Genomic DNA, 25,878 nt, shown 5'->3' on the forward strand with positions numbered 1-25,878 from the left:
CAGCATGAGCAGCACGACCGACGAGTTCGACGTCATCGTCATCGGAGCCGGGCCGGTGGGCGAGAACCTCGCCGACCGCGCGGTCCAGGGCGGCCTCACCGCGGCCGTCGTCGAGAGCGAGCTCGTCGGTGGCGAGTGCTCCTACTGGGCGTGCATGCCCTCGAAGGCGCTGCTGCGGCCGCCGATGGCGCTCCGCGCCGCCCGTGATCTCCCCGGCGCGGCGCAGGCGGTGAGCGGAGGAGTCGACGTGCCCGCGCTCCTGGCCCGCCGCGACTCCTTCACCAGCCACTTCGACGACCACGGCCAGGTGCAGTGGCTCGAGGGGGCCGGCATCGAGCTCGTCCGCGGGCACGGCCGCCTGAGCGGCGAGCGCGAGGTGACCGTGACCGGACCCGACGGCGAGGTGCGCGTGCTCCGCGCCCGCTCCGCCGTCGCCGTCGCGACCGGCACCACCGCCGTCGTCCCCGACATCCCGGGCCTGCGCGCCGCGTCACCCTGGACGAGCCGCGAGGCCACCTCGGCCGAGGAGGTGCCGCCGCGCCTCGTCGTCATCGGCGGCGGAGTCGTCGCGACCGAGATGGCGACCGCCTACGCCGGCATGGGCTCCTCCGTCACGCTCGTCGCCCGCAGCGGACTCCTCGCCCCGTTCGAGCCCTTCGCCGGCGAGCTCGTCGGCTCAGCGCTCCAGGAGCTCGGCGTCGACCTGCGCCTCGGCGACTCGCCCGTCTCGGTCGAGCGCCGGTCCGACGGCACCGTGACGGTGACGCTCGAGGGCGGCGACGTCATCGAGGCCGACCAGATGCTCGCCGCGACCGGCCGGGCCCCGCACACCCGCGATGTCGGTCTCGAGACGGTGGGCCTCGAGCCCGGCTCCTCGCTGACCGTCGACGACACGATGCTCGTCCTCGGCGACGACGGAGCTCCCCTCGGCGGCGAGCGTCCGTGGCTCTACGGCGTCGGCGACGTGAACCACCGCGCACTGCTCACGCACCAGGGCAAGTACCAGGCCCGTGCGGCCGGCGACGTGATCGTCGCGCGCGCCACCGGCGCCGAGGTGCACGACGCCCCCTGGGGCGCCCACGTCGCGACCGCGGACCACGAGGCCGTGCCGCAGGTCGTCTTCACCGACCCCGAGGTCGCGTCCGTCGGCCTCACCGCCGCGGCCGCCGAGAAGGCCGGCTACCGCACCCGCGTGGTCGACTACGAGATCGGCTCGGTCGCCGGCGCCGCGCTCGCCGCCGACGGCTACACGGGCACCGCGCGGATGGTCGTGGACGAGGATCGCCAGGTCGTCCTCGGGGTCACGTTCGTCGGCAAGGAGGTCGGCGAGCTGATCCACTCCGCGACGATCGCCGTCGTCGGCGAGGTGCCGCTCTCGCGCCTCTGGCACGCGGTCCCCTCCTACCCGACGATCAGCGAGGTCTGGCTGCGGCTGCTCGAGACCTACGGGCGCGACAGCGCGTGAGCGCGCTCCGCCGAGCCGTCGCGACGGTGGCCCTGGATCCGGCGATCACCCGGCCGGGCTACCTCTTCGCGTGCGCAGTCGGACTCGCGTGGGGCGCGCTGTGGAGCACGGGCCCGATCCGGCGCAGCCACGGTCTCGTCGTCTTCACCGGTCTGCCCTCCTGGGCGTTCGGCCGCGGAGGGTCCTGCGTCGGCACGAGCTACCTCACGGGCACCAACGTCTCCGACAGCGTCCTCGAGCACGAGGCCGTGCACAAGGAGCAGTGGCGGCTCTACGGGATGTGGTTCCCGTTCGCGTACACGGTGGCGGGTCGCGATCCGCTGCGCAATCGATTCGAGATCGAAGCCGGTCTCGAGAAGGGCGGATATCTCCGTGGTCACTGACATGACGGGGCGCGTCGTCGTCCTCACCGGAGCGAGCTCCGGCATCGGCCGGGTCGCGGCGGGAGCGCTGGCGTCCGCCGGGGCCCGCGTGGCCGTGGTCGGGCGGAACCCCGAGCGCACCCGCGCCGTCGCCGCCGACGTGGGCGGCGACGCCTTCCTGGCCGACTTCGACCGGCTCGACGACGTCCGCGCCCTGGCCGACGGCCTCCTCGAGCGCTACGAGCGGATCGACGTCCTCGCGAACAACGCGGGCGGGCTCGTCTCGCATCGCGCCGAGACGGTCGACGGCCACGAGCGGACGATCCAGAGCAACCATCTCGCGCCGTTCCTGCTCACCCGTCTCCTGCTCCCGCGGATGATCGAGACCTCGCGGGAGCGGGCCGGTGTGCGCGTCGTCTCCACTGCGAGCCTCGCGAACCGCTTCGGACGTCTGAAGCTCGACGACCTCGACAACCGCCGCGGCCCGTGGCTCGGCGGCTGGCGGGCGTACGGCACGTCGAAGCTGGTGACGATCCTCTTCATCCGCGAGCTGGCGGAGCGCCTGCTGACGACGTCCGTCGACGCCTACTCGTTCCATCCGGGCGTCGTCTCGACGAGCTTCGGCGCCGACAGCACGATGATGAAGCTGATGACGAGCCTCTCGGTCGGCTCCTTCGGCATCTCCGCCGAGGCGGGTGCGGTGCCGCTGATCACGCTCGCCTCCGAGCCCGACGTCGGCGCCGCCAGCGGCACCTACTTCGACCAGCTGACGCCGCACGGCTCCCTGAACCCCCAGGCCCGCGACCGCGCTCTCGCTCACGACCTCTGGACCCTCTCCAGCCGTCTCGTCGGCGTCTCCCCCACCCTGTAGCCCGCTGCCGCTCCCCGCTGCCGCCGGCTCGGCGCGGGTGCGGCGCGGAGCGCCCAGGCGCTCTCCCGGCGGCTCTCGATCCGCCCTCCCCGAGTGCTGCGCGATCAGCAGCGCCCCCGCGGCCGCGCCTCTGGCGCGCCGTCCCCCGCGGCCGCACCCCTGGCACGCCGTCCCCCGCGGCCGCGCCCCTGCCGCGCCGTCCCCCGCGGCCGCGCCCCTGGCGCGCCGCCCCCCGACGAGCAGCGCCCGGAGCGTCGCAGGGCGTCGTTCTGCAAGGCGGAGGAGGAAGCGATACCGGCGGTATCGCGCCCGACGACAACGCCGCAGAACGTCGCCCTGCGGCGCTCCGGGTCAGTTGGACTCTGGGCGGTTGAGGCGCCAGTACCCCATGAACGCCACCCGCTTCCGGTCGAGTCCGAGTTCGGTGACCAGGCAGCGGCGGATCAGCTTCACGGCGCCCGCTTCGCCGGCGATCCAGGCGTAGAGGCCGGGGTCGCGGCTCTCCTCGGGGACTTCCCAGAGGATCTCGTGGTCGACGTCGATGTCGCTGACGTCGACGCCGCGGTGGTGGGCGGTGAGGAAGCGGCCGGCCCAGGCGCGGACGGCGTCGCCGAGGGCTGCTCCGGGGGCTGCCGCGTCGGTGCGGACGATCCAGGTGACGTGGACGCCGGCGGGGTGGCGGAGCGGGAGGCGGTCGAGGGCGGTGGGGACTTCGAGGAACGCGGCGCCGGTGGCGTCGGCGTCGAGGCTCTCGAGGATCGCGGCGATGGCGGGGACGGCCGTCTCGTCGCCGGCGAGGAGGAGGGAGGTGGCGGCGCCGGGGTGGAATTCGACTCCGCCGCCGGGGAGGTCGGAGCGCGTGTCGGGCGCGATGATGACGATCTGGTCGCCGGGGCGGGCGGTCTCGACCCAGGCGGAGGCCGGTCCGGTGTCGCCGTGGGCGGCGAAGTCGATGTCGACCTCGGCGTCCTCGGGGCGGACGGCGCGAATCGTGTAGGTGCGGAGGGGGTTCCGGAGCTCGTCGGGGAGCTGTCGCCAGCGGCCGTACCAGTCGGGGTCGAGTCCGTCGGGTCCGTCGGGGTCCGAGACGGAGGCGAGGAAGGCGGGGGCGTCGGAGGCGGCGGTGGGGACGACGAGCTTGATGCGCTGGTCGGGGCCGGTGCAGCCGACGTGGTCGAGGCCTGTGCCGGTGAGGGTCACGCGGATGAAGTGCGGGGCGATCCGGGTCGCTGCGGCGACGGTCGCGAGGTACGGCCGGTAGGCCGGTCGGGCGGGGGCGGCGGTCGTCGGAGGCATCGCCTCAGTCTCGCACAGAAGGTAAGCCTTGCCTAACACTGAGCCGGGACGCCCGGCGGACGGTCAGCGCGCGGGGTGCTCGGCGGAGGTGCGCAGGCGCGCCTCGACGTCGGCGGCGAGCTCGGCGACGACGGGGCCCGCCCCGCCGATCCAGGCGCAGAAGTCGTGGCGGTCGTCGGCCCACGGGTAGTCGCCGTCGACGACCGACATCTCGCCGACCCACGCCCGGACCGCGCGGTCGAGCGCGACTCCGCGGGAGCAGCGCTCCCCGGTGCCGGGGGCGCCCGTGCGCTCCGAGCGGCCGAGCCAGGTGACGCAGACCCGGCCGGGGGCGGCGAGCGGCGGGAGTCCGCGCGCGTCGTCGACCTCGACGAAGACCTGGCCGCGGGCGTTCGCGGGGAGGGTGTCGAGGATGCTCTGGATCCACGGCACGACGGTCTCGTCGCCCGCGATCAGGAACTGCTTCACGTCGACCGGCGCGGAGCCGTCGAGGTCCTCGAACATGCACATCGCGTTCGAGTATAGGCAAGGCTTACCTCAGTGGCCAGAGTCGGATCCTGACCATCCGCCGTGCGGCCGCGTCCGGACCCGCCACCTCGGCGAACGGATCCGTCACCACGGCGGCCTCCTCCGTCACCACTGCGGCGGGTGCCGCCTCTGCCAGCGCGCCCGCCGCTCGAGCTGCGCGCCGATCGCCAGCAGCGTCGCCTCGCCGCCGGGCCGCCCGATCAGCTGGACTCCCATCGGCAGGCCCTCCTCCGTGGTGCTCAGCGGAAGGGTGATCGCGGGGAGGCCGCTCACGTTCACGAAGGACGTGTACGGCGTGTAGAGGCACTGCTGCTCGAAATTGCGCTCGGGATCCTCGAGGTCGTACCAGCCGACAGGGCGCGGCGTCATCGCCAGCGACGGCGTCAGGACCGCGTCGACGCCGGAGAACGCCGCGATCACCGCGCGCTCGTAGCCCGAGAGCCAGGACGCCGCCTCGACGATCTCGCGGGCGGATCGCCGACGCCCCTCCTCCACCAGCCAGCGGGTCAGCGGCTCCAGCAGATCGAGGTCCGCGCCCTCGACGGGCAGGGTCGCCGCGCCGCTCTGCCACAGCGTCCGGAACGCGGCGGGGTACGCGGCGCTCGGGGGCAGCGACGCCTCCTCGAGCCCGTGGCCGAGGTCGGCCAGCGCGGCGATCCCCTCGTCCAGGGCGGCGCGCGCCTCCGGAGCGAGAGCGATCTCGTACTCCTCGTCCCAGGGCGAGTCCGTCAGCACGCCGATCTGGAAGCGCCCCTCTCCCCGGACCGCGGCGCCGAGGAACGAGCCGTCGCCGTCACCGGGCGCGCCGAGCGACCAGCGCTGCGGGAGGCGGCCGTTCGTCCGCTCCAGCATGCCCTCGAGCAGGAGGCCCGCGTCGGCGACCGAGCGGGTGATCGGCCCGGCGACCGTCAGGCCGCCGACCCCGCCGATGCCGGAGAGCGCGGCGACGCGTCCGCGGGAGGGCTTCAGCCCCACCAGTCCGCAGGCCGCGGCGGGGATGCGGATGGACCCGCCGCCGTCCGACGCGGGGGCGAACGGCAGCAGTCCCGCGGCGACGGCGACCGCTGCTCCTCCGCTGGATCCGCCGGCCCCCAGGCGGGTGTCCCAGGGCGTGACGGCGGGCGGGCCGATCCGCGTCTCGGTGTAGGAGGGCATCCCGAACTCGGGCGCCGCGGTCTTGCCGAGGCTGACCGCTCCCGCCGCGTCGAGCACCTCGACGATCTCGTCGGAGGCGGTGGGCACGTGGTGCTCGCGGAGCCGGGCTCCGGACGCGGTCCGCACGCCCGCGCGCCGCCAGAGGTCCTTGTCGCCGCTCGGCAGGCCCCAGAGCGGAGCGGTGCCGGGCTCGGTGCCGAGCGCTGCGGCCCGCTCCCGCGCCTGATCGGCGGTCACCGTGGCGAAGGCGCCCAGGTCCCCGTTCCAGCGCTCGATCCGGGCGAGGTAGTGGTCGGCGAGCTCGAGAGGCGTGACCTCTCCGCGCTGCAGCCAGTCCCACTGCTCCTGCGCGCTGAGGTGGTGGAGTTCGAACATGGAACGACCCTATTCCGCCGCTCCGGGAGCCGACGGAACAGGGTCGTGGGGTCAGGCCGCGCGCCGGCCGCTCTCGCTCGCCTCGTCGAGGCCCTTCCGGGCGCCGTCGGGCACCACGGTGTCGCGGTCGATGCGGGCGCCGGTCGCGATCACGGCCGAGCGTCCGATGCGGGAGTAGCTCCCGATCCGCGCCCCCGGCCCGATGATCGCCTCGGGCCCGACGTGCACGTTCGCGCCGATGAAGGCGCTGTGCCCGATCATGGCGTCGCGGTCGACCCAGCTGCCCGCGCCGATCCAGGCGCGCTCGCCCACGGTGGCGCCGGGCTCCACGTAGGCGCCGGTCTCCACGTACGCGGTCGCCGAGACGCGCGATCCGGGAGCGACCATGCCGCGTCCGTTCGCGTGGCGGCGGTAGACGATCTCGTCGTCACTGCCGCGCGCCCCTCGACCCTTGTTCATCCCTGTTCCTGCCATCTGCCTCTGGCTCCTCCGAGCTGTCCGGTGGGCGGGGCGCCGAGCCCCGTCCCGTCATCGGTAGACAACAGCGGGGAGCGCCCGCGCATTCCCCGTTCGGGGGGGCGCTGGCGCGGGGTGGAGGCGGAGCGGAGAGCGGGCGGCGGAGCGGACCCGCCCGGACCTGCGCGGAGCGTCACTCCACCGCGTCGGCGACCGCGGTCACGACGGCGCGGAACCGCTCCGGCGCCTCGCGGATCCGCCGCCGCAGGAGGACCCCGGCGAGGGCTGACGAAGCGGGCGCCGCGACCAGCTCGCACTCGACCCGGGCCCCCTCCTCGTCCGCCAGGACCCGCCACTGCTCGACGCCGAGCACGGGGAGCCGGCGCTCGAGCCCGCTCCCCCGACGCTCGTAGGCGCCGTCAGCGGCGAGGACGTCCGCGAGGGCGGCGAGCACGGGGGCGGCGTCGGCGTGGAGGACGGAGGCGAGGGCGAGGAGGCTGCGCACGGCGGCAGTCTCCCACGCCCCCGCGTCAGGAGCGGGCGTCGAGGACGCGCCGGAGCCAGTCGAACGACGCCTTGGGCACGCGGTCGCGGCTGCGCGTGTCGACCGCCACGAGCCCGTGCGGGCGGCTGTAGCCGTGCTGCCACTCGAACGCGTCGACCAGGGTCCAGAGCTGCACGGCCTCGACCGGCAGTCCGTCGTGGACGGCCTCGGCCAGGGCGGCGAGATGCGCCCCCAGCCAGCGGATCCGCTCGGTGTCGACGATCGCTCCCTCGCGGTCGGGCTCGTCCGGGTAGCTCGCGCCGAGCGCGGTGACGACCAGCGGAGGGAGGGTGTCGCCGTAGCGCTCCACGAGGGAGCGCAGCACCGAGACCACCGCCCAGGGCGCGACCGGCGAGCCGTCGCCCGTGCGGTCCAGCTCCGGCCAGGGCGCCGTGTGGAAGGGGAGCGCGGGAGGAGCGCCCGCCCCGGTCGGCAGCGCCGGGTCGCGGCCCGCCGCGATCCGCAGCGGAGGCAGCGGCGCGACCGCGTAGAAGTCCATTGGAGCCGAGATGCGCGCGAGGTCGACCGGATCCGCCTGCGCGAGGGCGCCGAGGAAGGGCGGCAGCTCCTCCGGTCCGACCGGGTAGGACCCGGTCAGCACCGCGTCGGCGACCAGGCGGTTCCGGAGAACGTCCGCCAGGGAGGCGAAGGCGCGGTCCCGGTCGTCGTCGGAGGCGGGCTCGACCGGCGCGAGCGCGTCGACCAGGCCGATCCTCCCCGTCACCTCCGCCGCTCGCAGCGCCTCCAGCGCCACGCCGTGCCCGAGCAGCTGGTGGTGCAGCGCCGGCAGGGCGCTGAACAGCCGCCCGGCGCCCGGCGCCTGCCGCGCGAGCGCGTAGCCCTCGAGCATCACTGTCGACGGCTGGTCGAGGGTGATCCAGTCGGCGACCCGATCGCCGAACCGCCCGCCCAGCTCGAACGCGAGATCGCCGAAGCGGAACGCGGTGTCGCGGTTCATCCAGCCGCCGCTGAGCGCCGACGGGGTGTCGCGGTGGTGCAGGGTCAGCGCGACCCGGATCCCCGTCTCGGCGAGCCCGTCGAGCAGGCGGTCGTAGAAGCCGAGCCCTCCGCGGTCGATCGGTCCGCGGCCGTCGGGCTGCAGCCGGGGCCACGAGACCGAGAGCCGGAGCTCGTCGACGCCGAGATCGACCAGCAGCGCGAGGTCCTCGCGCCAGCGCAGGAGGAAGTCCGTCGCGATCTCGGGAGTGGCCTCCTCGGCGATCGTCCCCCGTCGCAGTGCGAAGTCGTCCCACACCGACCGGCCCCGGCCGCCCGTCTCGAGGGAGCCCTCCGTCTGGAAGGCGCTCTGCGCCAATCCGATGCGCAGGCCCGGCGGCAGGAGCCCGCCGAGCTCGCGCGGATCGTCGAAGCGCGCGGCCTCGACGCGCACCTCCCGCCGATCGCGCCCGCGGGCCTCGTCTTCGCTCATTCCACTGTCCTCCGGATCTGATCGACGGGTATATTCTCGCGGAAGCGCTCTCCCGGATCCTCCCGACTCCCCCGACCGGCTGAGACGCCTCCTCCGGATGGTGTACATCCGGGAACAGTGGTGCGGCGCGCTTGACAGCTCCCCCCTGCCCCCGTGCAATGGACGCATCGTGAAATCGGGCGTCGACGTGGCAGTACCGGGGGGTTCACCGGCCGTGCCGGTGCCCCGACTCCGCCGATCCCCGCGGCGCACCGCCGCCCTGCTGCTGATTCTGCTCGCGGCCGTCGCCTCCGTCTCCGGGCTGGCCGCGCCGGCCGCGCAGGCCGCCGCTCTCGCGATCACCGCTCCCGCCTCCGGCGCGGTCCTCGGGACGGGAGCGACGACGGTCACCGGTACGGCGACCGCCGGGGACCAGGTGCAGATCGGGCTCCGCGGCGGCGGCGACCCCCTCTGCATCACCACCGCGGGCCCCGACGGCGGCTGGAGCTGCGCCGTCTCCCTCGACGACGGGCCGGCGACCCTGGTCGCGGTGGAGCTCCTCGCCGGCGGCGGAACGACCTCGGCCGCCGTCCCGATCGCCGTCCTCAGCGCCCCCGTCATCGAGTCGGTCGACGGCTCGGCGACCTCGGCGGGCTCGGTCCGCGGCACGGCCTACCCCGGCGCGAGCGTCGCCGCGGTCTCGAACGGCGGCGCCGCGTGCCTGGCCACCGCCGACTCCGGCGGCGCATGGTTCTGCCAGCTCGCCCCCACTCCGGCGCCGGGCAGCTACCGCGTCACTGCGACGCAGACCGCCTCCTTCGCCGGCAGCGCCGCCTCGCCGGCCAGCGCACCGGTGACCCTCGTGGTCGACACCGCCGCTCCTGCCGCCCCTGCCCTCGCCTCGCCGTCGGACGGCGCCGCCCTGCCGCTCAGCGGCGCGTCCTACTCCGGGACCGGCGTGGACGGCACTCGCGCGTACGTGTACGTCGACCGGGTCAACACCTGCGACGCGGCGGTCAGCGGAGGCGCCTGGAGCTGCACCGGCGGCACCATCACGGCAGGTGCGCACCGGGTCTCCGCCATCGCCGGCGACAGCGCCGGCAACTACAGCCCGCCGAGCCCCTGGATCGACGTGACCTTCGCGGCGGCGACGACCGCCCCCACCGGTACGCCCAGTGCGACGACCCCGGCCGCTCCCGGAGCAGTTCCCACCGCTCCCGGGGCCACCGCGTCTCCCGCTCCGAGCAGCGCGGCGCCGACCGCGTCCCCGTCGCCCGTCCGCCCCGGAGAGGCCGCGCCCGCTCCCGACGACGAGCCGACCGCCGAGCCCACCGCAGCGCCGGTCCCCGCTCCCGACCAGGGCGCCGGGGACGTGCCGCCGCAGCCCGCCCCCGGCGCCGACTCGGAGCCGGGCGGCTGGAACTCGGCGACCGGCATGACCACCGCACTGTCGGCCGGATCGCCCGTCGTCTCGATGGCCGACTGGATGCGCTCCCTCGCCCTCGCACTGCTCTCGCTCGCCCTGGTCGTCGTGCCGGCCCGCCTCGCCGCGGCCGGGCGCGCGCCCCGCGCGGGGCGCAGCTGGCACCTCACGGGCCGCAACCGCGCCGCCGTCGAGTACGACGACAAGCCGGACGCCGGTCCCGCCTCGCCGCGCCTGATGGTCGTCGGGATGATCGGCTGCGCAGCCGGCCTCGTCCTGCTCTCGGGGCGCGTCGACGGCCAGCCGGCCTACCTGCGCCTGCTGATCGCCGTCATCGTGGCCGTCGCCGTGGTCAACGCGGTCGCCGCCGCCGTCCCCGCGGTGGTCGGGCGGCGGATCGGCCTCAGCGGGATCGGCGTCGTCGCCGCTCCCCGCGCGCTGCTCCTGGTCGCGGCGGCTGCTCTCGTCTCGCGCTTCGCAGGGCTGGACCCGGCGCTCCTCTTCGGCGTGGTGATCGGCCTCGTCCTCCCCGAGGGCGCGTCGGCCGTCGACCGGGCGAAGCTCTCGACCGTCCGCGTCGTCTCGCTGCTGGGGCTCGCCGGACTCGCGTGGGGCGCCTCCGCCGTGGTCCCGCCCGACGGCTCGTTCGGCTCCGTGCTCCTCGCCGAGGTGCTGAGCGCGACCACGCTGATCTCGGTCGGCTCGAGCGTGGTGCTGCTGTTCCCGGTCGGGCGCCCCGCCGGCCGCAGCATCCTGCAGTGGTCCCCGCTGCTCTGGCTCGGGCTCACGCTCCTCGCGACGACCGTGCTGTTCGTGCTGCTCACCCCGACCATCGCGTCCTGGTCGACCGACGGCGGAGCGGGCCCGGTGCTCTTCGCCGTCGTCGCCTTCAGCGCGGTGTGCACGTCGATCTGGGCCTGGCGGCGCTTCGTCGAGTCGGAGTAGCCGGGCTCGGCGGCCCGCTCAGTAGCCGGGCTCGGCGGCCCGCTCAGCCGATCGAGACGGGCCGGTCGAGGTCGTCCCCCGGCAGCACATCGGCCACGGCGCCGACGGTCAGCTCCCGCAGCGTCGCGATACCGCCGTAGACGCCGAGGAACGCGGTGTCGGCCGCGTCGCGTCCCGTGGCGATCCGCACGAGGCTCGACCGCGGCGCGAGCGTCGTCGCGTCGACCGCCCGCCACTCCCCCTCGATCCAGGCCTCCGCGACCGCGTGGAAGTCCATCGGCTGCAGCCCCGGTGCGTACACGGCCGCCAGCCGGGCGGGCACGTCCAGCGCCCGGAGGAGGGCGACGACGAGGTGCGCGAAGTCCCGGCAGACTCCGCGGCGGGCGAGCAGCGTCCGCTCGGCTCCGTCCGTCGGAAGACTGGAGCCGGGCACGTACGCCAGCCGCGTGCCGACCCAGGAGCTCACCGCGTGCAGGAGGTCCGCCCCGGCGAGGCCGGCGAACTCGGCCCGGGCCGTCGCCCACAGCACGTCCGACTCGGCGTAGCGACTCGGCCTCAGGTACCGCAGCCGGTCCACCTCGTCGCCCTCGAGCGGAGCGAGACGGCCGAGGACGCGCGCGGAGTAGTCGATCACCAGGTGCCCGATCGGCGCGTCGAGCACGTGCAGCCGGGTGCCGTGCTGGTCGACCACCTCGCGAGCGGCGAGCGGGCGGCCGTCCACGCTGAGGGTCAGCGACTCCTCCGCCCCGTACGCGTCGGCCACGGCGATCGAGAGGACGAGGGCGGCCGGAGCCGCGACGTCGAGGGTCAGGTGGGCCGAGACGTCGCGCTGCATGAGGCTCTTCTCCGGGGAGGGGCGGGGTGAGGGGGTCAGACGCCCTGCTCGCCCTTCGGCGGCGGGGTGGGGGCGGCGTCCGGCTCCTGCACGAGCTGGAGCCCGCCGGACGAGTTCGCCGACACGGTCAGCAGATCGATCCAGGTGCGGTTGATCGAGGGGACCCGGCCGCCGAAGTACTTGAAGTAGAGGGGCACGGAGGGGTCGAGCCAGATGCTCGAGCGGCCGTCGCCGACCGCGGGGTCGTCCCGCCAGGAGAAGAAGAAGCTCTCGCGGCGGCGCAGTTTGTTGGCGATGACGATCTGGACGTGCGTGAGCGTGCGGTCGTCGAACTCGATCTCGACTCCCGAGGCTCCGTAGAGCAGCTTCCCCATGGGGGCCTCCCGGCCGCCCGTCGCCGGGCGGTGCATGACAGTGCCCGCGGGCACGAGAAGCGGGACCGTTCCGGCGCCCGCCGTGGACCGGGCGGCTCGCCTCCGGACGCGGGCGCCCGGGCGCGGAACCGCCCGGTGACGACTCTAGGCGAGGCGGCGCGGGCGCGCGGGATCCTCGTCCGATTCCCGAACACCGGGGTCCTCCGGTCGGGAGGACGACCGGTCCGGAGTCGGACCCGGCGCCCGGGTCGGATCCGGGCGAGACGCGCCGGGGCACTGCCGCGCGCATGTCGGAGGTCGGACGTACGGTACCCGCATGATCGAATGCTCACTCTGCGGAACCGACGCCGTCGTCCTCGACCGCTCCGGCGGCCGCGACACCGAGGAGGAGCTCGTCGTGCTCTGCGCCGACTGCACCCCGGGAGAGATCACCGAGGCTCTCGAGGCCGCCCTGCTCGAGCCCGCTCGACGCAGCGCGCACGCCCGCGCCGCCTAGAGGAGCGGGCGTCGGACGGAGTGCCCCCACTGGGACTCGAACCCAGACTGAGACGATTTTAAGTCGTCTGCCTCTGCCGATTGGGCTATGGGGGCGACCACCGGGAGGAGCGATCCTCCCGGCGGCGGTGTCAGGACTTGGCGGGCTCGCCGCCGACCGGGACCGGAGCACCGGCCTGGCCGGGGATCTGCGCCGGGGCCTGCGCGGCCGGAGCCTCGGCGGCGGGGGCCGCCGGACGCGGACGCGACGCGTAGGTCTCGAAGGAGCCGCGGGGGTACTCGCGGGCCTCGATCGAGGCGATGTCGCGGCCGAGCCAGAGGTTGTTCCACCAGCCCCAGACCACGCGGAACTTGCGCTCCCACGAGGGCATGGCGAGACCGTGGTAGCCGCGGTGCATCACCCAGGCGGGGAAGCCCTTCACCGCGATCTTGCCGGACTGGAACACGCCGATGCCGATGCCCAGGCCCGCGACCGCGCCGAGGTTCTTGTGCACGTAGTCGACCGGCTCCTCGCCGCGGAGCACCGCGGTGATGTTCTTGGCCATGAGCTTGCCCTGGCGGACGGCGTGCTGGGCGTTCGGCACGCAGAAGCCGCCGACGCCGCCGCCGGTGAGGTCGGGCACGGCGGTCGCGTCGCCGGCGCCCCAGGCGCCCTCGACGAGCACGTCGTCGTGGCCGACGCGGAGGTCGGCGCGCACGCGCAGGCGGCCGCGCTCCTCGATGGGCAGGTCGGAGTTCTTGATCGACGGGTTCGCCATGACGCCCGCGGTCCAGATGATGAGGTCCGACTCGAAGCTCTCGCCCGTCGACAGCTGGATGACGCCGTTCTCGGCCGACTTGAGCTGCGTGTCGAGGTGCACGGTGGCACCGCGCTGGTCGAGGTTCTTCAGCACCCAGTGGCTCGTCTCGAGGGCGACCTCGGGCATGATCCGGCCCATCGCCTCGATGAGGTGGAACTGCGTCTCCTCGAAGTCGATCTCGGGGTAGCGCTTGAGAAGCGCGCTCGCGAAGGAGCGCAGCTCCGCGAAGACCTCGATGCCGGCGAACCCGCCGCCGACGACCGTGACGGTCAGCAGGCGCGAGCGCTCGGGACCGGCCGGGAGCGACGCGGCCTTATCGAAGTTCGTGAGCATGCGGTCGCGGATCGCGGTCGCCTCCTCGATCGTCTTCAGGCCGATCGCGTTGTCGGCGACGCCCGGGATCGGGAAGGTGCGCGAGACGGAGCCGGCGGTGACGACGATCTGGTCGTACTCGAACTCGTAGGGCTCGCCCACGGTCGGGGTGATCGTCGCGGTGCGGTTCGCGTGGTCGATCTTCGTCACCTTGGCGGCGAGGATCGCGGTCTTCTTGAGGTGACGGCGGAGCGAGACGATCGCGTGGCGGGGCTCGATCGACCCCGCGGCGACCTCGGGGAGGAAGGGCAGGTACGCCATGTAGGGCAGCGGGTCGACGATCGTGACCTCTGCCTCGTGCGGGCGGAGCTGCTTCTCGAGCTTCCACGCGGTGTAGAAACCGGCGTAGCCGCCTCCGACGATCAGGATTCTGGGCACGGTTGACTCTCCAAGAGGGATGGACAATGCGAACACCCTCACGCAATGCGAAGTGCCCGCTCTCGATGCGGTGGGCAGCACTGACCCCGACTGGGAATCAGCTTAGCGAAGAGCGCGCCGGTGGTGGCGCCTCCGTGGCTCCGGTAGGAGCGGCTACGCGTCGAGCGGCCTGCAGGCGCAGCGCTCGGGAGACCAGTCGGCGCGGGCCAGGGCCAGATCGCCGATCGGATTGACGCCGGGGCCCGCCGCGAGGGCGTGAGCGGCGAGGGCGTGGAGGCACTTCACCCGCGAGGGCATGCCCCCGGAGGAGATGCCCGCGATCTCGGGGACGGAGCCGACGCTCTCGCGGTCGGCCAGGAACGCCCGGTGCGCCGCGGCGTAGGCCTCGCGCAGATCCTCGTCCTCGGCGAGCATCCCGTTGTACTCGACCATGACCTGGGTGGCCTCGAGCTGCGAGATCGCGGCCGTCGCGGCGGGGTGGGTCAGGTAGTAGAAGGTGGGGAACGGCGTGCCGTCGGACAGGCGCGGGCTCGTGGAGACCACCGTCGGGTCGCCGCAGACGCAGCGGGCGCTGATCCCGACCACATCGCGGGCGGGACGGCCCAGCTGGGCGGAGACGACCGCGATGTCGCGCTCGGACGGCGGATCGAAGGGGGGCGTGGTCACGGGGGCTCCAGAGGACGGACGGCCGGGAGGACGCTCCAGTGTACGCGGGGCCGAGCGGGACCTACGGGGTCGGCGCCGGCTCGTCGGCGGTCGGCTCGCCGAGGCCCGAGACCGCGATCGAGGACAGCAGGGAGCCGGCCCAGTCGCTCGGGGTCTCCTGCACCGTGTCGCTCGCGGGCTGCTGCGCCTGCTGGGCGAGCGTCACGTCGTCGAGCACGAGGTAGCTGACCTCCCCGGGCATGACGAAGTAGAGCCGCTCGCGGGCCTGCGCGCGGATGAACGCCGGGTCCGACCAGCGGGTGCGCTCCTCGTCGAGGTTCTGCGCCTGCGTCTTGGCCGCATCGACGGAGCGCTGCAGCTCGGCGATCTCGGCGCGCTGCTCGACGAAGTTCTTGATACTCGGGGCGAGCACGACCACCGCGAGGATCATGATCCCCATCACCAGCAGCGTGAAGCCGGAGCCGCGGACGCCGGCGATCCACGCCGACGAGGGCGGGGCGGGCGGCTGCTTCGGGCGGGGAGTGCGCGGGGCGGACGCGGCGCGCGGCGTGGAGGGCGTGCGGGGGCCGGAGGCTCCTCGCTTCTTCCCGCCGGACGACGTGCCGGCGGCGGGCCGCGCGGGCCGCTCCGGGACCGGGGCGGGCGCGGGCCGGCGGGGCGCGCTCCCGGGAGCGGAGGGGCGGCGGGGCGGACGGGCCATGGGCGGGTGCCTCCTCGATCGCGGCGGGGGAAGTGGAGCGGCCCCGGCGCCCGCACCGAGGTGCTGGGCTCCGGGGCCGGTCCGGCGTGCCGAGACTACGCGGAGAAGCGCGGGAAGGCGGAGCGACCCGCGTAGGTCGCCGCACCTCCCAGGATCTCCTCGATGCGCAGCAGCTGGTTGTACTTCGCGACGCGGTCCGAGCGGGCCGGGGCGCCGGTCTTGATCTGGCCGCCGTCCACCGCGACCGCGAGGTCGGCGATGGTGGTGTCCTCGGTCTCGCCGGAGCGGTGCGAGAGGATCGCGGTCATGCCGTTGCGCTGGGCGAGGGCCACGGCGTCGAGCGTCTCGGTGAGCGTGCCGATCTGGTTCACCTTGACCAGGATCGAGTTGCCGGCCTTCTCGGCGATGCCGCGGGCGAGGCGCACCGGGTTGGTGACGTACAGGTCGTCTCCGACGAGCTGCACCTTGTCGCCGATGGCCGCGGTGAGGTGGGTCCAGCCGGCCCAGTCGTCCTCGTCCAGCGGGTCCTCGATCGAGACCAGCGGGTAGTTGGCGACGAGGTCGGCGTAGTAGGAGGAGAGCTCCTCGGCCGAGAGCTTCTTGCCCTCGAACGTGTAGGCGCCGTCCTCGTAGAACTCCGAGGAGGCGACGTCGAGTGCGAGCCCGATGTCCTTCCCGGGGGTGAAGCCCGCGGCCTCGACGGCCTTGAGGATGAAGTCGAGCGCCTCGCGGTTGGTGGGCAGGTCGGGGGCGAACCCGCCCTCGTCGCCGAGGCCGGTGGCGAAGCCGGCCTTCTTCAGCTGCGCCTTGAGCGCGTGGTAGATCTCGACGCCCCAGCGCAGGCCCTCGGAGAAGGACTCGGCGCCCAGCGGGACGGCCATGAACTCCTGGATGTCGACGCCGGTGTCGGCGTGCGCGCCTCCGTTGATGATGTTCATCAGCGGCACGGGCAGGGTGTGCGCGTTCGGGCCGCCGACGTACCGGAACAGGTCGAGGTCGGACGACTGCGCGGCGGCCTTGGCCACGGCGAGGCTGACGCCGAGGATCGCGTTCGCACCCAGGCGGGACTTGTTCTCGGTGCCGTCGAGCTCGATCAGCTCGGCGTCGACGAGGCGCTGGTCGGTGGCGTCGAAGCCCTCGATGGCCGGGCCGATCTCGTCGATGACGGCGTCGACGGCCTTCTGCACGCCCTTGCCGAGGTAGCGGTCGGAGTCGCCGTCGCGGAGCTCGTACGCCTCGAACGCGCCGGTGGAGGCGCCGGACGGGACGGCCGCTCGCGAGGACGCGCCGTCCTCGAGCAGGACCTCGACCTCGACCGTGGGGTTGCCACGGGAGTCCAGAATTTCTCGGGCGACGACTGCCTCGATAAGGGCCACAACTATCTCCTCTTGACGGATGGGCTCCCGGAGCCGGGAGCGGTCGGGAAGGAGTCTACTGACCGCCTCCGAAGCGCAGGAGACCGCGGCCGGTCATAGACTCCCAGGGCCCGATCGCCGGACGGCCCGGGCGCACCCGCCGACCCGGAGGTTCCCCGTGACCACGACCGCCGCCGACCACGTCGACCGTCTGACCGCCGTCGTCCCGGACTTCCCGAGCCCGGGCATCCTGTTCCGCGATCTCACGCCGGTCTTCGGCGACGGCGAGGCCCTGCGGGCGGTGGCCGACGCGCTGATCGAGCCCTACCGCGGCCGGATCGACGCGATCGCGGGCGTGGAGGCGCGCGGGTTCCTGCTCGCCGCGGCGGCCGCCTACTCGGCCGGGCTCGGCGTCGTGACCATCCGCAAGCCCGGCAAGCTGCCGCGGGCCGTGCTCCGCGAGAAGGCGACCCTCGAGTACGGCGAGACGATGCTCGAGGTGCACGAGGACGCGGCGCCTCGCGGCTCGCGCCTGCTGCTGGTCGACGACGTGCTGGCGACCGGGGGCACGCTCGACGCGAGCCGCCGCCTGATCGAGCGTGCAGGGTGGAGCCTCGAGGGGATCGCGGTGGTCATGGAGCTCGACGGGCTCGGCGGCCGCGAGGTGCTGGCCGGCCACATCGTCGACGCGATCGTCACCGTCTGACCCGGCCCCGTCGCTCCGCTCCCCTGCCCCTTCCCGCCTCTCCTCCCGTCCGCGAGATGGAGGAGGAGGGAGCGGAGAGCGGAGGAGGCGGCGTCAGCTCAGGGAGAGGGACATCCGGGAGAGGACGAAGGTCTCGAGCACCTGCACGAGCATGTAGAGCACGAGCGAGACGCCGGTGACCAGCACGACCGCCGACCAGACGTCCGCGAAGCGGGCCTGGGCGGACCAGGCGTTGATCGCCCCGCCGATGCCCGAGCCGGTCGAGAGCCACTCGGCGAGCAGCGCGCCCGTGATCGCTCCGGGCACCGAGATGCGGATTGCGGCGAAGAGCGAGGGCAGCGAGCCGGGGATGGCGACCTTGCGGATCGCGGTGAGGGTGCTGCCTCCGTAGACCGCGACCACGTCGAGCATCTGCGGGGAGGCGTTGTTGAGGCCGAAGGCGATCGTCACCAGCGCGGGGAACAGGACGACGATCCCGCCGATCACCGCGACCGAGGCGATCGAGCCGGTCCCGAAGACGAGGATGATCAGCGGCGCCATCGCGATCAGCGGCACCGAGCGCAGGAGCATCGCGAACGGCATCAGCGCGTGCTCGATGCCCTTGGACAGGCGGAACAGGATCGCGCCGAGGATCGCCACGACCAGGCCGGCCGCGAAGCCGATCAGCGCGTCGCCCATGGTCACGGCGAAGAGCCCGCCCAGCTCGGCGCGGTGCTCCGCCGCCTTCGCGTCGGTGACCAGGTGCTGCCAGACGTCCCACGGGCCCTTGACCACGTAGGGCGAGACCCCGCTGAAGAGGACCACGCCGATCCAGATCGCCAGCACGATCACGATCGTCGAGAGGGCGACGAGCAGGCTCTTGCGCAGGCTCTTGAGTGTCGCGCCGAGGGCGGCCGTGCGCAGCTGGCGCCGCAGCTCGTCGACCGCGAGGATCGAGGTGGCCGTGGACTGCTCCGTGCGGTCGGGGACGGTGGTCGTCATGGTCATGCCCGCTTTCCGGAGGACCAGGGCGCGATGAGGCGCCCGATCAGTCCGACGATGCCGTAGCCGAGGAGCGCGACGCCCGCGCAGAGGAGGAAGAGCGCCCAGACGCGGGGCGAGTTCAGCGAGACCTGCGCCGCGACCAGGATCGGGCCCACGCCCGTCTCGATCTTGCCGAAGTACTCGCCGAGGATCGCGCCGAGGAAGGCCGCGGGCACCGCGATCTGCAGCGCCGACAGGATGTTGGGCAGGGCCGCGATCAGGCGGACCTTGCGCAGCTGGGTGAAGCGCGAGCCGCCGTAGACCGTGACGACGTCGAGCGCCGCCTTGTCGGCCGCCTTCAGCCCGAGGAGGCTGCCGACGACCGTGGTGAAGAACACCGAGAGGCCGGCCAGGAAGATCGCCGTCGCGCTCGCCTTCCCGGGAGCGTCCGCGCCACCCAGGATCAGCAGCACGATCGCTCCGATCGCGACGATCGGCACGCAGTAGGTGATGACCGCGAGCTGCGAGACGACCCCCTCCAGCCAGGGCAGGACCAGCACGAGCGCCGAGAGCACGAGCGCGAGGAGGTTGCCCCAGAAGTAGCCGACCGCCGCCTCGCCGATCGTGACGGAGAAGTTGCGCCAGTAGAAGCCGAGGCCGTCCTCCATCGCGGTCTGCACGACCTGCACGGGAGTGGGGACGGGCGCGTAGGTCGCGGTGCCGGTGGGCGCGGTGACGAGCGCCACGATCCACCAGACGGCGACGATCGCGGCGACGCCGATCAGCCCGGTGAGCCACGGAGGGAGGGACAGGGTGCGGCGCGGGGCCGCGGGGAGCGTGGTGGCCACGGTCACTCCTGGACGCGGTCGTCCGAGGCCGCGCCGCCGTCGCCGAACAGCAGCTCGGAGGCCTGGTCGACGTAGGCGTGGAACTCGGGAGTGCGCTGCATCTCGGGGGTGCGCGGGCGGGGGAGGTCGATGTCGATGATCTCCTTCACCCGTCCCGGGCGCGGGCTCATCACCGCGACGCGGTCCGACAGGAAGATCGCCTCCGAGATGCCGTGCGTGACGAGGAGCGTCGTGGCGGGCTTCTCGGTCCAGATCCGCAGCAGCTCGAGATTGAGCTTCTGCCGCGTCATGTCGTCGAGGGCGCCGAACGGCTCGTCGAGCAGCAGGACCTCGGGCTTGAGGATCAGGCACCGCGCGATCGACACGCGCTGCCGCATGCCGCCCGAGAGCTGAGCCGGCTTGGCCTTCTCGAAGCCGCGGAGTCCGACGAGGTCGATCAGCTCGTCGATGTAGGACTGGTCGACGCCCTTGCCCGCGATCTCGAACGGCAGGCGGATGTTCGCCATGACGCTGCGCCACGGCAGGAGCGCGTGGTCCTGGAAGGCGATGCCGAGCTTGTTGTCGCGGCGCAGCTCCTGGGGGGTGCGGCCGTCGACGCGGATGGAGCCGGACGTCGGCTCCTCCAGCCCCGCGAGGATGCGCAGGATGGTCGACTTGCCGCACCCCGACGGGCCGAGCAGGGCGAGGAAGCTGCCCTGGTCGGTGTGGAGATCGGTGTCCTGCAGCGCCGCGACGCTGCGCGAGCCCATCCGGAACGTCTTCGACAGGCCGTGGATCTGGATGCCGGTGCCGCCGGCACCCTGGTCGCGCAGGGTGCCGGCGTCGGTCGTGTCGGTCACGAGTGGTGCCCTTCGTGGATCAGGATCAGGCCGCGTACTTCATCAGCTCGGGGTTCTCCTCGTAGACCTCGTCGAGGAGGGTCAGATCGAAGAGGTCCTCGGCCGTGACGTCGATCCCGGCGCCCGCGAGGGACGCGATGGTCTCGGACTGCAGCGTCTCGGAGATGGTGAAGAGGCCGTTCGAGACCGTCTCGTCCGAGACGACCAGCTCCTCGGCCTGGATGGTGGCGCCCTTCTTGGAGGACTCCTCGTTGAGGCCGAGGTCCTTGCCGTAGTTCTCGACGGCCAGCATCGCGCCCGCCTCCGGGTCGTTGACCGCGTCGGTCCAGCCCTTGATCTCGGCGACGAGGAACGCCTTCAGAGCGTCGCGCTTCTCGGCGATCGCCTGCTCGGACACCGAGAAGGTCTCGGCGACGAAGGGGAGGCCGTTGTCGGCGAAGGGCAGGTTGACGACCTCGTAGCCCTCGGCCGCGACCGTGATGGCCTCGTTCGTCAGGTAGGCGATGAAGCCGTCGACGGTGCCGTTGACGAGGACGGAGGGGTCGTACTCCACGGGGACGACCGTGAGGTCGGACTCGGAGAGGCCGTTCGCGGCGAGCAGCGCCTGGAACAGGGAGGTGTTCGAGGCCTGGACGCCGATCTTCTTCCCGGCGAGGTCGGCCGGAGTGGCGATGTTGCCGGCGGTCTTGATCGAGAGGACCGTGAAGGGGTTCTTCTGGTAGGTCGCGCCGATGATCTTGAGCGGGGCCTCCTGCTGGGCGATCGCGGTGCCGATCGAGACGGCGTCGCTGAGCGCGACGTCGGCGCTGCCCGAGAGCAGCTCGGCCACGCCGGTCGAGGGGCCGGGGGTGAGCGTCACTCCCGCGAGGCCGGCCTCGGTGAAGTAGCCCTTCGAGTCGGCGAAGAACTCGCCCGCGAACTCCTCGTTCTTGATCCAGGAGAGCTGGACCTTGAGGGTGCCGAGGTCGCCGCCGTCCGCGGCGGACGCCCCGGAGGAGTCGGAGGCGCAGGAGGCGAGGACGGAGGCGCCGCCGATCGCGAGGCCGGCGACGCCCGCCAGGCGGAGGAGGCTGCGGCGGTCGAAGGCCGGAAGGGAGCGGAGGGGCGACAGGGTCAAGGGGACTCCTCGGGTGGGGATCGTCAGGGCTGCTGCGGTGCGGTGCGCGGGGTCGCGACGGGGTGCCCGTGCAGGCGCGCCAAGCCGCGCCGATCGGGTGCCTCGACGCTATCCGGGGGAGATTTCTCGGGTGTGTCCGCAGATTTCGCGGGTATTAAGGCTCTCACGGATCCGACAAGGATCCGACCAGACCGGGGTGATCTCCTGACGGATCGTCTGAGACCCTGTTCAGCCCCGACGGTCAGGCCCCGGTATCGCCCCGCCCGCCCGCAGGCACGGGGTCGGGGTCGGCGTCGGCGTCGGCGTCGGCGTCGGCGTCGGCGTCAGGTTCCGCTCATCCGAAGCCGCCGGCCCAGCTCAGCCGCCGGCCCGGCTCAGCCGCCGGCGCCGCTCAGCCGGCGCCGCTCAGCCGAGGTCCTTGAAGGAGAGGTCGGCGGCGGAGGCGGCGCCGCGTGGAACGAGGGCGAAGCGGGTGAAGCCCGCGGCGGCAGCGCGGTCGAGCAGCGGGGTGAGGTTCTTCGCCCGGCGCTCGAGGCGCACGCGCGAGCCCTGCGCGATGAGCTCCTGCTTGAGCGCGAGCAGCACCTCGGGCGCCGCGTCGCGCTCGTGCACGAGGACGACGGCGTCGGGGCGCTCGACGACGGCACCGCCGATCAGCTCGACGATCCGCTCGAAGCCGATCGAGAAGCCGCAGGCCGGCACGTCCTGACCGAGGAAGCGGCCGATCATCCCGTCGTACCGCCCGCCTCCGCCGACCGAGGAGCCCGAGGACGGGTGCGCGATCTCGAAGATCGTGCCCGTGTAATAGCCCATCCCCCGCACGAGCGTCGGGTCGAAGCGGAGCGAGACGCCGGCGGGCAGCGAGCGCAGCGACCGGGCCAGGGTCTCGAGCGCGAGCACCGCCTCCGGGTCGACGCCCTCGGGCAGCACGTCGAGGATCGCGGACTGCTCGAGCGCCACTCCCCCGGCGGCGACCGCCTGCTCGATCCGCGCGAGGTAGCCGCCGAGGACCGCGGCCGCGTCCGGCCCGTCGGCCTCGAGCTCGGCGACGACCCCGGCGGCGCCGATCTTGTCGAGCTTGTCGATCGAGATCAGGGCCGGGCCGAAGCGCTCGGGGGCGAAGCCGCAGTGCTCGAGGATGCCGGTGAGGATGCGGCGGTCGTTGATCCGGATGGTGCAGTCCTCGAGGCCCAGGGCGTCGAGCGCCGCCGCGGTCGCCGTGATGAGCTCGACCTCGGCCAGCTGCCCGGGCTCGCCGATGATGTCGATGTCGCACTGCACGAACTGGCGGTACCGCCCCTTCTGCGGGCGCTCGGCGCGCCAGACCGGCGCGATCTGCACCGACCGGAAGACGGCCGGCAGCTCGGCGCGGTGCGAGGCGTAGAAGCGGGCGAGAGGCACCGTGAGGTCGAAGCGCAGGCCGAGGTCGGCGAGCGCGGAGGCGTCGTCGGCCGCCGCGAGGTCGTCGCGGGTGAGCCCGCGGCGCAGCACGCTGAAGGCGAGCTTCTCGTTGTCGCCGCCGAGGCCGGAGTGGAGGCGGTCGAAGTCCTCGACCACGGGCGTCTCGATCTCGTCGAACCCGTGGGAGGCGTACACGCGGCGGATGACGCCGAGCGCGTGCTCGCGCTTCGCCTTGTCGGCGGGGAGGAAGTCGCGCATGCCGCGGGGCGGGGTGATCGGGGAGGCCATGACGGCGATTCTCCCAGATCGGCCGAGGCGGGCCGGCGGCGCCTCAGTCCGCGCGCCGCTCCTGCTCCACTGCGCGGATCTCGTCCTGGAGGTCGCGCGTCGCCGCGCGGAGCGCACGCTCGGCGTCGAGCCCCTGGGCGCGCGCGGAGGCGACGATGGCCAGCAGCAGCGGGCCGAGGTCCTCCTCCGACTCGATGGGCAGCGGGCCCTGGCCGGCGTCCACGACGCCCAGCGAGGTCGCCTTGCCGATCACCTTGTCGGCGAGCGCGAGGGCCGGCATTCCCTGCGGGATCCCGTCGAGCACGCTCGTGCGGTGCGGCTTCTCGGTCCGCTTGAGCTCGTCCCACAACGCGATGACGTCGTCGGCCGTCTCGGCCGTCGCGTCGCCGAAGACGTGCGGGTGGCGGCCGATCATCTTGGCGTTCATGTGCGCCGCGACGTCCTCGATGGTGAAGGGCTCGGCGCTCTCGGCGGCGAGGTCGGCGTGGAAGAGGACCTGGTAGAGGACGTCGCCGAGCTCCTCGATCAGGTCGGCCCGGTCCCCCGCCTCGATGGCGTCGACGAGCTCGTGCGACTCCTCGATCAGGTAGCGCACGAGCGACTCGTGGGTCTGCTCGGCGTCCCACGGGCAGCCGCCCGGGGCGCGGAGGACGTGGACGGTGCGGATGAGCTCGTCGAGCCGGGGATGCGCGGTCACCCCGCCATCCTCGCATCCGGTCCGGCCGCCTCCGCGGACATCCGGGCGGGGCGGGTGCCCGGGAGCCTCAGGCCCGCGCAAGACGCCGCCGCGCGACGAGGAGGCACCCGCCGACGACGAGCGGCACCGCGGCGAGGAGCCCGGGCGTCGCCGCGACGGCCACCGCGGTCGAGGCGCTGACCAGCGCGCCCGCCAGGTTCCAGAGCACCACCACGGCTCCCGCGCCGTCGCCGATCGGGAGCGGCACCGGGCCGAGCAGCTGCGGCGGCAGCGGACCCCGGGTCGCGTCCATGGCGCGAGCGGAGACGGCGGCCACGGCCGTAGCGACGGCCACCGGCAGCGCCGCGCCCGGGAGCAGCAGCGAGGCGAGGACCGCGCCGAGCGCCGCCAGTGCGACCGCGAGCACCAGCGGGAGGACGGCGTGCAGGAGCAGCAGCTCGACGGGCCCGGGCGCCAGGATCGCCGGCTGCCCCGCGGTCGCCGCGGCGTGCCGGAAGCCGTCGCTCCAGACGCCGGCGCCGAGGTAGGCGAGCACGCCCGCCGCGGCGGCCGGGAGCACGAGGAGGGAGGACGGCACGACCGCGGCGAGCACGGCGGCGGCCCCCGCCGCGACCAGTGCGATCACCGCGACCGCCGAGCGGCCGGGGGTGCGCAGCGCGCCGATCGCGTCGCGCACCGGGACGGCGAAGGCGAACGGGGAGAGGCGGACGGCTCGGAGACCGCGCCCGATCCCCGGGAGCGCGCGGTACCCGTCGAGCGACTCGGCGAGATCGCCCGTCGCTCCGAGCCGGGCGGCGGCCGACCACTGCCGGGCCTGGGCGAGGAGCAGCGGACCCCGCGCGGCGTCGAGCAGGCGGGGCGCCGCGGCCAGGAGCACCGCGGCCGACGTCAGCAGCACGATCGCGGCGCGCACCTCCTCCGCGCCGCTCACGGCCGAGGCGAGGAGGCCGCCCGGCGTGGGCGCACCGGGCAGGAGGGACCCGAGGACCGCGAGAGAGGCGAGGAGGCCCGCTGCGAGCGCGGGCAGGCGGGAGGGCAGGCACTGGCCGGCGAGCCAGGCGACGGCGAGGAGGCCGGCGAACGCGGCGCCGCCGGCGACGGCCGGGAGGAGCGGCGCGGAGGCGGTGAGGGCGAGGAGCGAGGCGACGGCGGCGCAGACCGTCACGAGACCGGCCGTCGCCCGGACCACGGGCCGACGGAGGACCGCCCAGCGGCGCAGGTCGGTCGCGAGCAGCACTGCCGTGGTGTGCGGCTCGCCCACCGCGGGGCCGCGCACCCGGCCCAGGAGCACGGCGGCGGGCAGGGCGAGACCGGCGGCGAGGGCGATCAGCGGCTCCGGCGCGGCTCCCGCCTCGGCGGCGAGGAGTGCGAGGGCCCGGGCGACGGGGAGGACGACGACGAGGACGGTCATCGCGACGAGGTAGCCGGCGTAGGCGCGCGGTGCCGGCGGAGCCGCGGCCCGGCCCCGGTGCAGAGCCCGCACCTCGGCGACGCGGGCCCCCTCTGCGCGCCTCACGCCCGCTCCAGCTCGACGACCCGCGCGCCCAGACCCTCGATCAGCACGGGACTGTGGGTCGCGACGACGAGCGCCCGGGACGCGGCTGCCCTCCGCAGGACCTCCGCGACCAGCGGCACCCGCTCGACGTCGAGCCGCTGCTCCGGCTCGTCGAGCAGCAGCACCGCGGAGGGCCGCGCCAGCACGAGCGCGAGGGAGAACAGCTGCGTCTGCCCGGAGGAGAGCTCGTGCGGGAAGCGGCGGGCGAGCGGAGCGAGCGCGAGCGCGTCGAGACCTGCCGCGGCCTCGCGGCGGGCGTCGGCGACCGGCGCGCCCCACGAGACGGCGACCATCGCGAGGTGCTCCTCGAGGGTCAGGTCCCGCTCGAACGGCGGGGTGCCGATCAGCGCGGCGACGGCGCGGCGGTGGGCGCCGGAGCGCTCCTCCGGGGCGCGCCCGGCCACCGTCACGACTCCCTCGCTCGGAGTGGTGAGGCCGGCGATCACCCGCAGGAGCGTGGTCTTGCCGGTGCCGTTGCGGCCCGTCACCGCGACGCGTTCGCCCGCCTCCACCTCGAGCGAGCACGGGGCGAGCAGCTCGACCCCCGAGGCGCGCACCGCGACACCGCGGACGGCGACCAGCGGGCCGGCGAGCGGCTCCGGCTCGCGGGGACGTCGGGCGGCGAGGAGCGGCATGCCCTCCATCCTGCCAGCGGGCCCTC

26 protein-coding genes and 1 tRNA gene are annotated in these 25,878 nt (G+C 74.1%); 6 read left to right on the plus strand and 21 right to left on the minus strand.

What is annotated here, in order from left to right:
* Nucleotides 1–4 precede the first annotated feature (4 nt).
* The 3 genes from C5D44_RS02760 to C5D44_RS02770 are packed head-to-tail and all read left to right on the plus strand — an operon-like array spanning nucleotide 5 to nucleotide 2,698.
* Nucleotides 5–1,465 carry an NAD(P)/FAD-dependent oxidoreductase gene (locus C5D44_RS02760; RefSeq protein WP_104280762.1) on the plus strand — a complete coding sequence of 487 codons (1,461 nt, stop codon included), beginning with the start codon at nucleotides 5–7 and terminating at the stop codon, nucleotides 1,463–1,465.
* Nucleotides 1,462–1,848 carry a Fe-S oxidoreductase gene (locus C5D44_RS02765; RefSeq protein WP_104227423.1) on the plus strand — a complete coding sequence of 129 codons (387 nt, stop codon included), beginning with the start codon at nucleotides 1,462–1,464 and terminating at the stop codon, nucleotides 1,846–1,848. Before C5D44_RS02760 ends, C5D44_RS02765 begins: the two co-directional genes overlap by 4 nt.
* Nucleotides 1,838–2,698: an SDR family NAD(P)-dependent oxidoreductase gene (locus C5D44_RS02770; RefSeq protein ID WP_258067857.1), complete on the plus strand. Its 861-nt coding sequence runs from the start codon at nucleotides 1,838–1,840 to the stop codon at nucleotides 2,696–2,698. Before C5D44_RS02765 ends, C5D44_RS02770 begins: the two co-directional genes overlap by 11 nt.
* 351 nt (nucleotides 2,699–3,049) lie before the next feature.
* Here the strand turns inward: C5D44_RS02770 and C5D44_RS02775 are convergent, their stop codons facing one another.
* The 6 genes from C5D44_RS02775 to C5D44_RS02800 all read right to left on the minus strand — a co-directional run bounded on the left by C5D44_RS02775 (nucleotide 3,050) and on the right by C5D44_RS02800 (nucleotide 8,481).
* The gene (locus tag C5D44_RS02775) at nucleotides 3,050–3,994 is read right to left on the minus strand and encodes a siderophore-interacting protein (protein WP_104280764.1); all 945 of its coding nucleotides are present in this window, start codon (nucleotides 3,992–3,994) and stop codon (nucleotides 3,050–3,052) included.
* A gap of 63 nt (nucleotides 3,995–4,057) precedes the next feature.
* A complete protein-coding gene (locus tag C5D44_RS02780; RefSeq protein ID WP_104280765.1) occupies nucleotides 4,058–4,504 on the minus strand; it encodes an SIP domain-containing protein in 447 nt (148 codons plus the stop codon).
* A 123-nt stretch (nucleotides 4,505–4,627) separates the two neighbouring features.
* A complete protein-coding gene (locus tag C5D44_RS02785) occupies nucleotides 4,628–6,052 on the minus strand; it encodes an amidase (protein WP_104280766.1) in 1,425 nt (474 codons plus the stop codon).
* A gap of 51 nt (nucleotides 6,053–6,103) precedes the next feature.
* Nucleotides 6,104–6,511 carry a transferase gene (locus C5D44_RS02790; RefSeq protein ID WP_181110330.1) on the minus strand — a complete coding sequence of 136 codons (408 nt, stop codon included), beginning with the start codon at nucleotides 6,509–6,511 and terminating at the stop codon, nucleotides 6,104–6,106.
* Nucleotides 6,512–6,701: 190 nt separating this feature from the next.
* Nucleotides 6,702–7,013, minus strand: coding sequence for a hypothetical protein (locus C5D44_RS02795; RefSeq protein ID WP_104277869.1), 312 nt, complete (start codon nucleotides 7,011–7,013; stop codon nucleotides 6,702–6,704).
* Nucleotides 7,014–7,038: 25 nt separating this feature from the next.
* Entirely contained in the window at nucleotides 7,039–8,481 is a 1,443-nt protein-coding gene (locus C5D44_RS02800; protein WP_181110331.1) for a glycoside hydrolase family 1 protein, read from the minus strand.
* A 220-nt stretch (nucleotides 8,482–8,701) separates the two neighbouring features.
* Here C5D44_RS02800 and C5D44_RS17570 point away from each other — a divergent pair, with 220 nt between their 5' ends.
* The gene (locus C5D44_RS17570) at nucleotides 8,702–10,828 is read left to right on the plus strand and encodes a hypothetical protein (protein ID WP_181118431.1); all 2,127 of its coding nucleotides are present in this window, start codon (nucleotides 8,702–8,704) and stop codon (nucleotides 10,826–10,828) included.
* Between the two features lie 43 nt (nucleotides 10,829–10,871).
* Here the strand turns inward: C5D44_RS17570 and C5D44_RS02805 are convergent, their stop codons facing one another.
* A complete protein-coding gene (locus tag C5D44_RS02805; RefSeq protein ID WP_104277866.1) occupies nucleotides 10,872–11,663 on the minus strand; it encodes a transglutaminase family protein in 792 nt (263 codons plus the stop codon).
* A gap of 35 nt (nucleotides 11,664–11,698) precedes the next feature.
* Entirely contained in the window at nucleotides 11,699–12,037 is a 339-nt protein-coding gene (locus tag C5D44_RS02810) for an ATP-dependent DNA ligase (protein ID WP_104277865.1), read from the minus strand.
* 316 nt (nucleotides 12,038–12,353) lie between these two features.
* Here C5D44_RS02810 and C5D44_RS02815 point away from each other — a divergent pair, with 316 nt between their 5' ends.
* Entirely contained in the window at nucleotides 12,354–12,533 is a 180-nt protein-coding gene (locus C5D44_RS02815) for a hypothetical protein (protein ID WP_104280768.1), read from the plus strand.
* A 21-nt stretch (nucleotides 12,534–12,554) separates the two neighbouring features.
* Here the strand turns inward: C5D44_RS02815 and C5D44_RS02820 are convergent.
* The 5 genes from C5D44_RS02820 to eno form a co-directional block, all read right to left on the minus strand.
* Nucleotides 12,555–12,628: transfer RNA gene (locus tag C5D44_RS02820), tRNA-Leu, on the minus strand.
* 35 nt (nucleotides 12,629–12,663) lie between these two features.
* Nucleotides 12,664–14,082: an NAD(P)/FAD-dependent oxidoreductase gene (locus tag C5D44_RS02825; protein WP_104225019.1), complete on the minus strand. Its 1,419-nt coding sequence runs from the start codon at nucleotides 14,080–14,082 to the stop codon at nucleotides 12,664–12,666.
* 153 nt (nucleotides 14,083–14,235) lie between these two features.
* The gene (locus tag C5D44_RS02830) at nucleotides 14,236–14,748 is read right to left on the minus strand and encodes a DUF501 domain-containing protein (protein ID WP_104280769.1); all 513 of its coding nucleotides are present in this window, start codon (nucleotides 14,746–14,748) and stop codon (nucleotides 14,236–14,238) included.
* Nucleotides 14,749–14,809: 61 nt separating this feature from the next.
* Nucleotides 14,810–15,448, minus strand: coding sequence for a septum formation initiator family protein (locus C5D44_RS02835; protein WP_104280770.1), 639 nt, complete (start codon nucleotides 15,446–15,448; stop codon nucleotides 14,810–14,812).
* 95 nt (nucleotides 15,449–15,543) lie between these two features.
* A complete protein-coding gene (eno, locus tag C5D44_RS02840) occupies nucleotides 15,544–16,824 on the minus strand; it encodes a phosphopyruvate hydratase (RefSeq protein ID WP_104222361.1) in 1,281 nt (426 codons plus the stop codon).
* A 157-nt stretch (nucleotides 16,825–16,981) separates the two neighbouring features.
* On the opposite strand from eno, the gene C5D44_RS02845 reads away from it, so the two are divergent.
* On the plus strand, nucleotides 16,982–17,509 hold the full coding sequence (locus C5D44_RS02845; protein WP_258065328.1) for an adenine phosphoribosyltransferase: 528 nt from the start codon (nucleotides 16,982–16,984) through the stop codon (nucleotides 17,507–17,509).
* A 93-nt stretch (nucleotides 17,510–17,602) separates the two neighbouring features.
* Here C5D44_RS02845 and C5D44_RS02850 read toward each other — a convergent pair whose 3' ends face one another.
* The 8 genes from C5D44_RS02850 to C5D44_RS02885 form a co-directional block, all read right to left on the minus strand.
* A complete protein-coding gene (locus C5D44_RS02850) occupies nucleotides 17,603–18,496 on the minus strand; it encodes an ABC transporter permease (RefSeq protein ID WP_104280772.1) in 894 nt (297 codons plus the stop codon).
* On the minus strand, nucleotides 18,493–19,320 hold the full coding sequence (locus C5D44_RS02855) for an ABC transporter permease (RefSeq protein WP_258065327.1): 828 nt from the start codon (nucleotides 19,318–19,320) through the stop codon (nucleotides 18,493–18,495). Before C5D44_RS02855 ends, C5D44_RS02850 begins: the two co-directional genes overlap by 4 nt.
* A gap of 2 nt (nucleotides 19,321–19,322) precedes the next feature.
* Complete coding sequence (locus C5D44_RS02860) at nucleotides 19,323–20,069, minus strand: ABC transporter ATP-binding protein (RefSeq protein WP_104276409.1); 747 nt, start codon at nucleotides 20,067–20,069, stop codon at nucleotides 19,323–19,325.
* Nucleotides 20,070–20,184: 115 nt separating this feature from the next.
* Entirely contained in the window at nucleotides 20,185–21,276 is a 1,092-nt protein-coding gene (locus C5D44_RS02865; RefSeq protein ID WP_258059873.1) for an ABC transporter substrate-binding protein, read from the minus strand.
* A 405-nt stretch (nucleotides 21,277–21,681) separates the two neighbouring features.
* Nucleotides 21,682–22,965, minus strand: a complete 1,284-nt coding sequence (gene hisS, locus C5D44_RS02870) for a histidine--tRNA ligase (protein WP_104276398.1) — start codon at nucleotides 22,963–22,965, stop codon at nucleotides 21,682–21,684.
* Between the two features lie 43 nt (nucleotides 22,966–23,008).
* Nucleotides 23,009–23,662: a MazG family protein gene (locus C5D44_RS02875; protein ID WP_104280773.1), complete on the minus strand. Its 654-nt coding sequence runs from the start codon at nucleotides 23,660–23,662 to the stop codon at nucleotides 23,009–23,011.
* 67 nt (nucleotides 23,663–23,729) lie between these two features.
* Nucleotides 23,730–25,178: a hypothetical protein gene (locus C5D44_RS02880; RefSeq protein WP_104280774.1), complete on the minus strand. Its 1,449-nt coding sequence runs from the start codon at nucleotides 25,176–25,178 to the stop codon at nucleotides 23,730–23,732.
* Nucleotides 25,175–25,852 (minus strand): ATP-binding cassette domain-containing protein, encoded by a 678-nt coding sequence (locus C5D44_RS02885; RefSeq protein ID WP_104280775.1) that lies wholly within the window; start codon nucleotides 25,850–25,852, stop codon nucleotides 25,175–25,177. Before C5D44_RS02885 ends, C5D44_RS02880 begins: the two co-directional genes overlap by 4 nt.
* Between the last annotated feature and the right edge of the window lie 26 nt (nucleotides 25,853–25,878).

Origin of the sequence: Rathayibacter sp. AY1B5 (assembly GCF_002932795.1) — a bacterium.
Lineage (GTDB): Bacteria > Actinomycetota > Actinomycetes > Actinomycetales > Microbacteriaceae > Rathayibacter.

Coding starts and splice junctions, on each gene's coding strand:
- C5D44_RS02805 (WP_104277866.1), bottom strand. CDS start 11,663: ATGCAGCGCGACGTCTCGGCCCACCTGACCCTCGACGTCGCGGCTCCG.
- C5D44_RS02810 (WP_104277865.1), bottom strand. CDS start 12,037: ATGGGGAAGCTGCTCTACGGAGCCTCGGGAGTCGAGATCGAGTTCGAC.
- C5D44_RS02885 (WP_104280775.1), bottom strand. CDS start 25,852: ATGCCGCTCCTCGCCGCCCGACGTCCCCGCGAGCCGGAGCCGCTCGCC.
- C5D44_RS02800 (WP_181110331.1), bottom strand. CDS start 8,481: ATGAGCGAAGACGAGGCCCGCGGGCGCGATCGGCGGGAGGTGCGCGTC.
- C5D44_RS02860 (WP_104276409.1), bottom strand. CDS start 20,069: ATGGGCTCGCGCAGCGTCGCGGCGCTGCAGGACACCGATCTCCACACC.
- C5D44_RS02760 (WP_104280762.1), top strand. CDS start 5: ATGAGCAGCACGACCGACGAGTTCGACGTCATCGTCATCGGAGCCGGG.
- C5D44_RS02815 (WP_104280768.1), top strand. CDS start 12,354: ATGATCGAATGCTCACTCTGCGGAACCGACGCCGTCGTCCTCGACCGC.
- C5D44_RS02790 (WP_181110330.1), bottom strand. CDS start 6,511: ATGAACAAGGGTCGAGGGGCGCGCGGCAGTGACGACGAGATCGTCTAC.
- C5D44_RS02835 (WP_104280770.1), bottom strand. CDS start 15,448: ATGGCCCGTCCGCCCCGCCGCCCCTCCGCTCCCGGGAGCGCGCCCCGC.
- C5D44_RS02850 (WP_104280772.1), bottom strand. CDS start 18,496: ATGACCATGACGACCACCGTCCCCGACCGCACGGAGCAGTCCACGGCC.
- hisS (WP_104276398.1), bottom strand. CDS start 22,965: ATGGCCTCCCCGATCACCCCGCCCCGCGGCATGCGCGACTTCCTCCCC.
- C5D44_RS02785 (WP_104280766.1), bottom strand. CDS start 6,052: ATGTTCGAACTCCACCACCTCAGCGCGCAGGAGCAGTGGGACTGGCTG.
- C5D44_RS02780 (WP_104280765.1), bottom strand. CDS start 4,504: ATGTGCATGTTCGAGGACCTCGACGGCTCCGCGCCGGTCGACGTGAAG.
- C5D44_RS02775 (WP_104280764.1), bottom strand. CDS start 3,994: ATGCCTCCGACGACCGCCGCCCCCGCCCGACCGGCCTACCGGCCGTAC.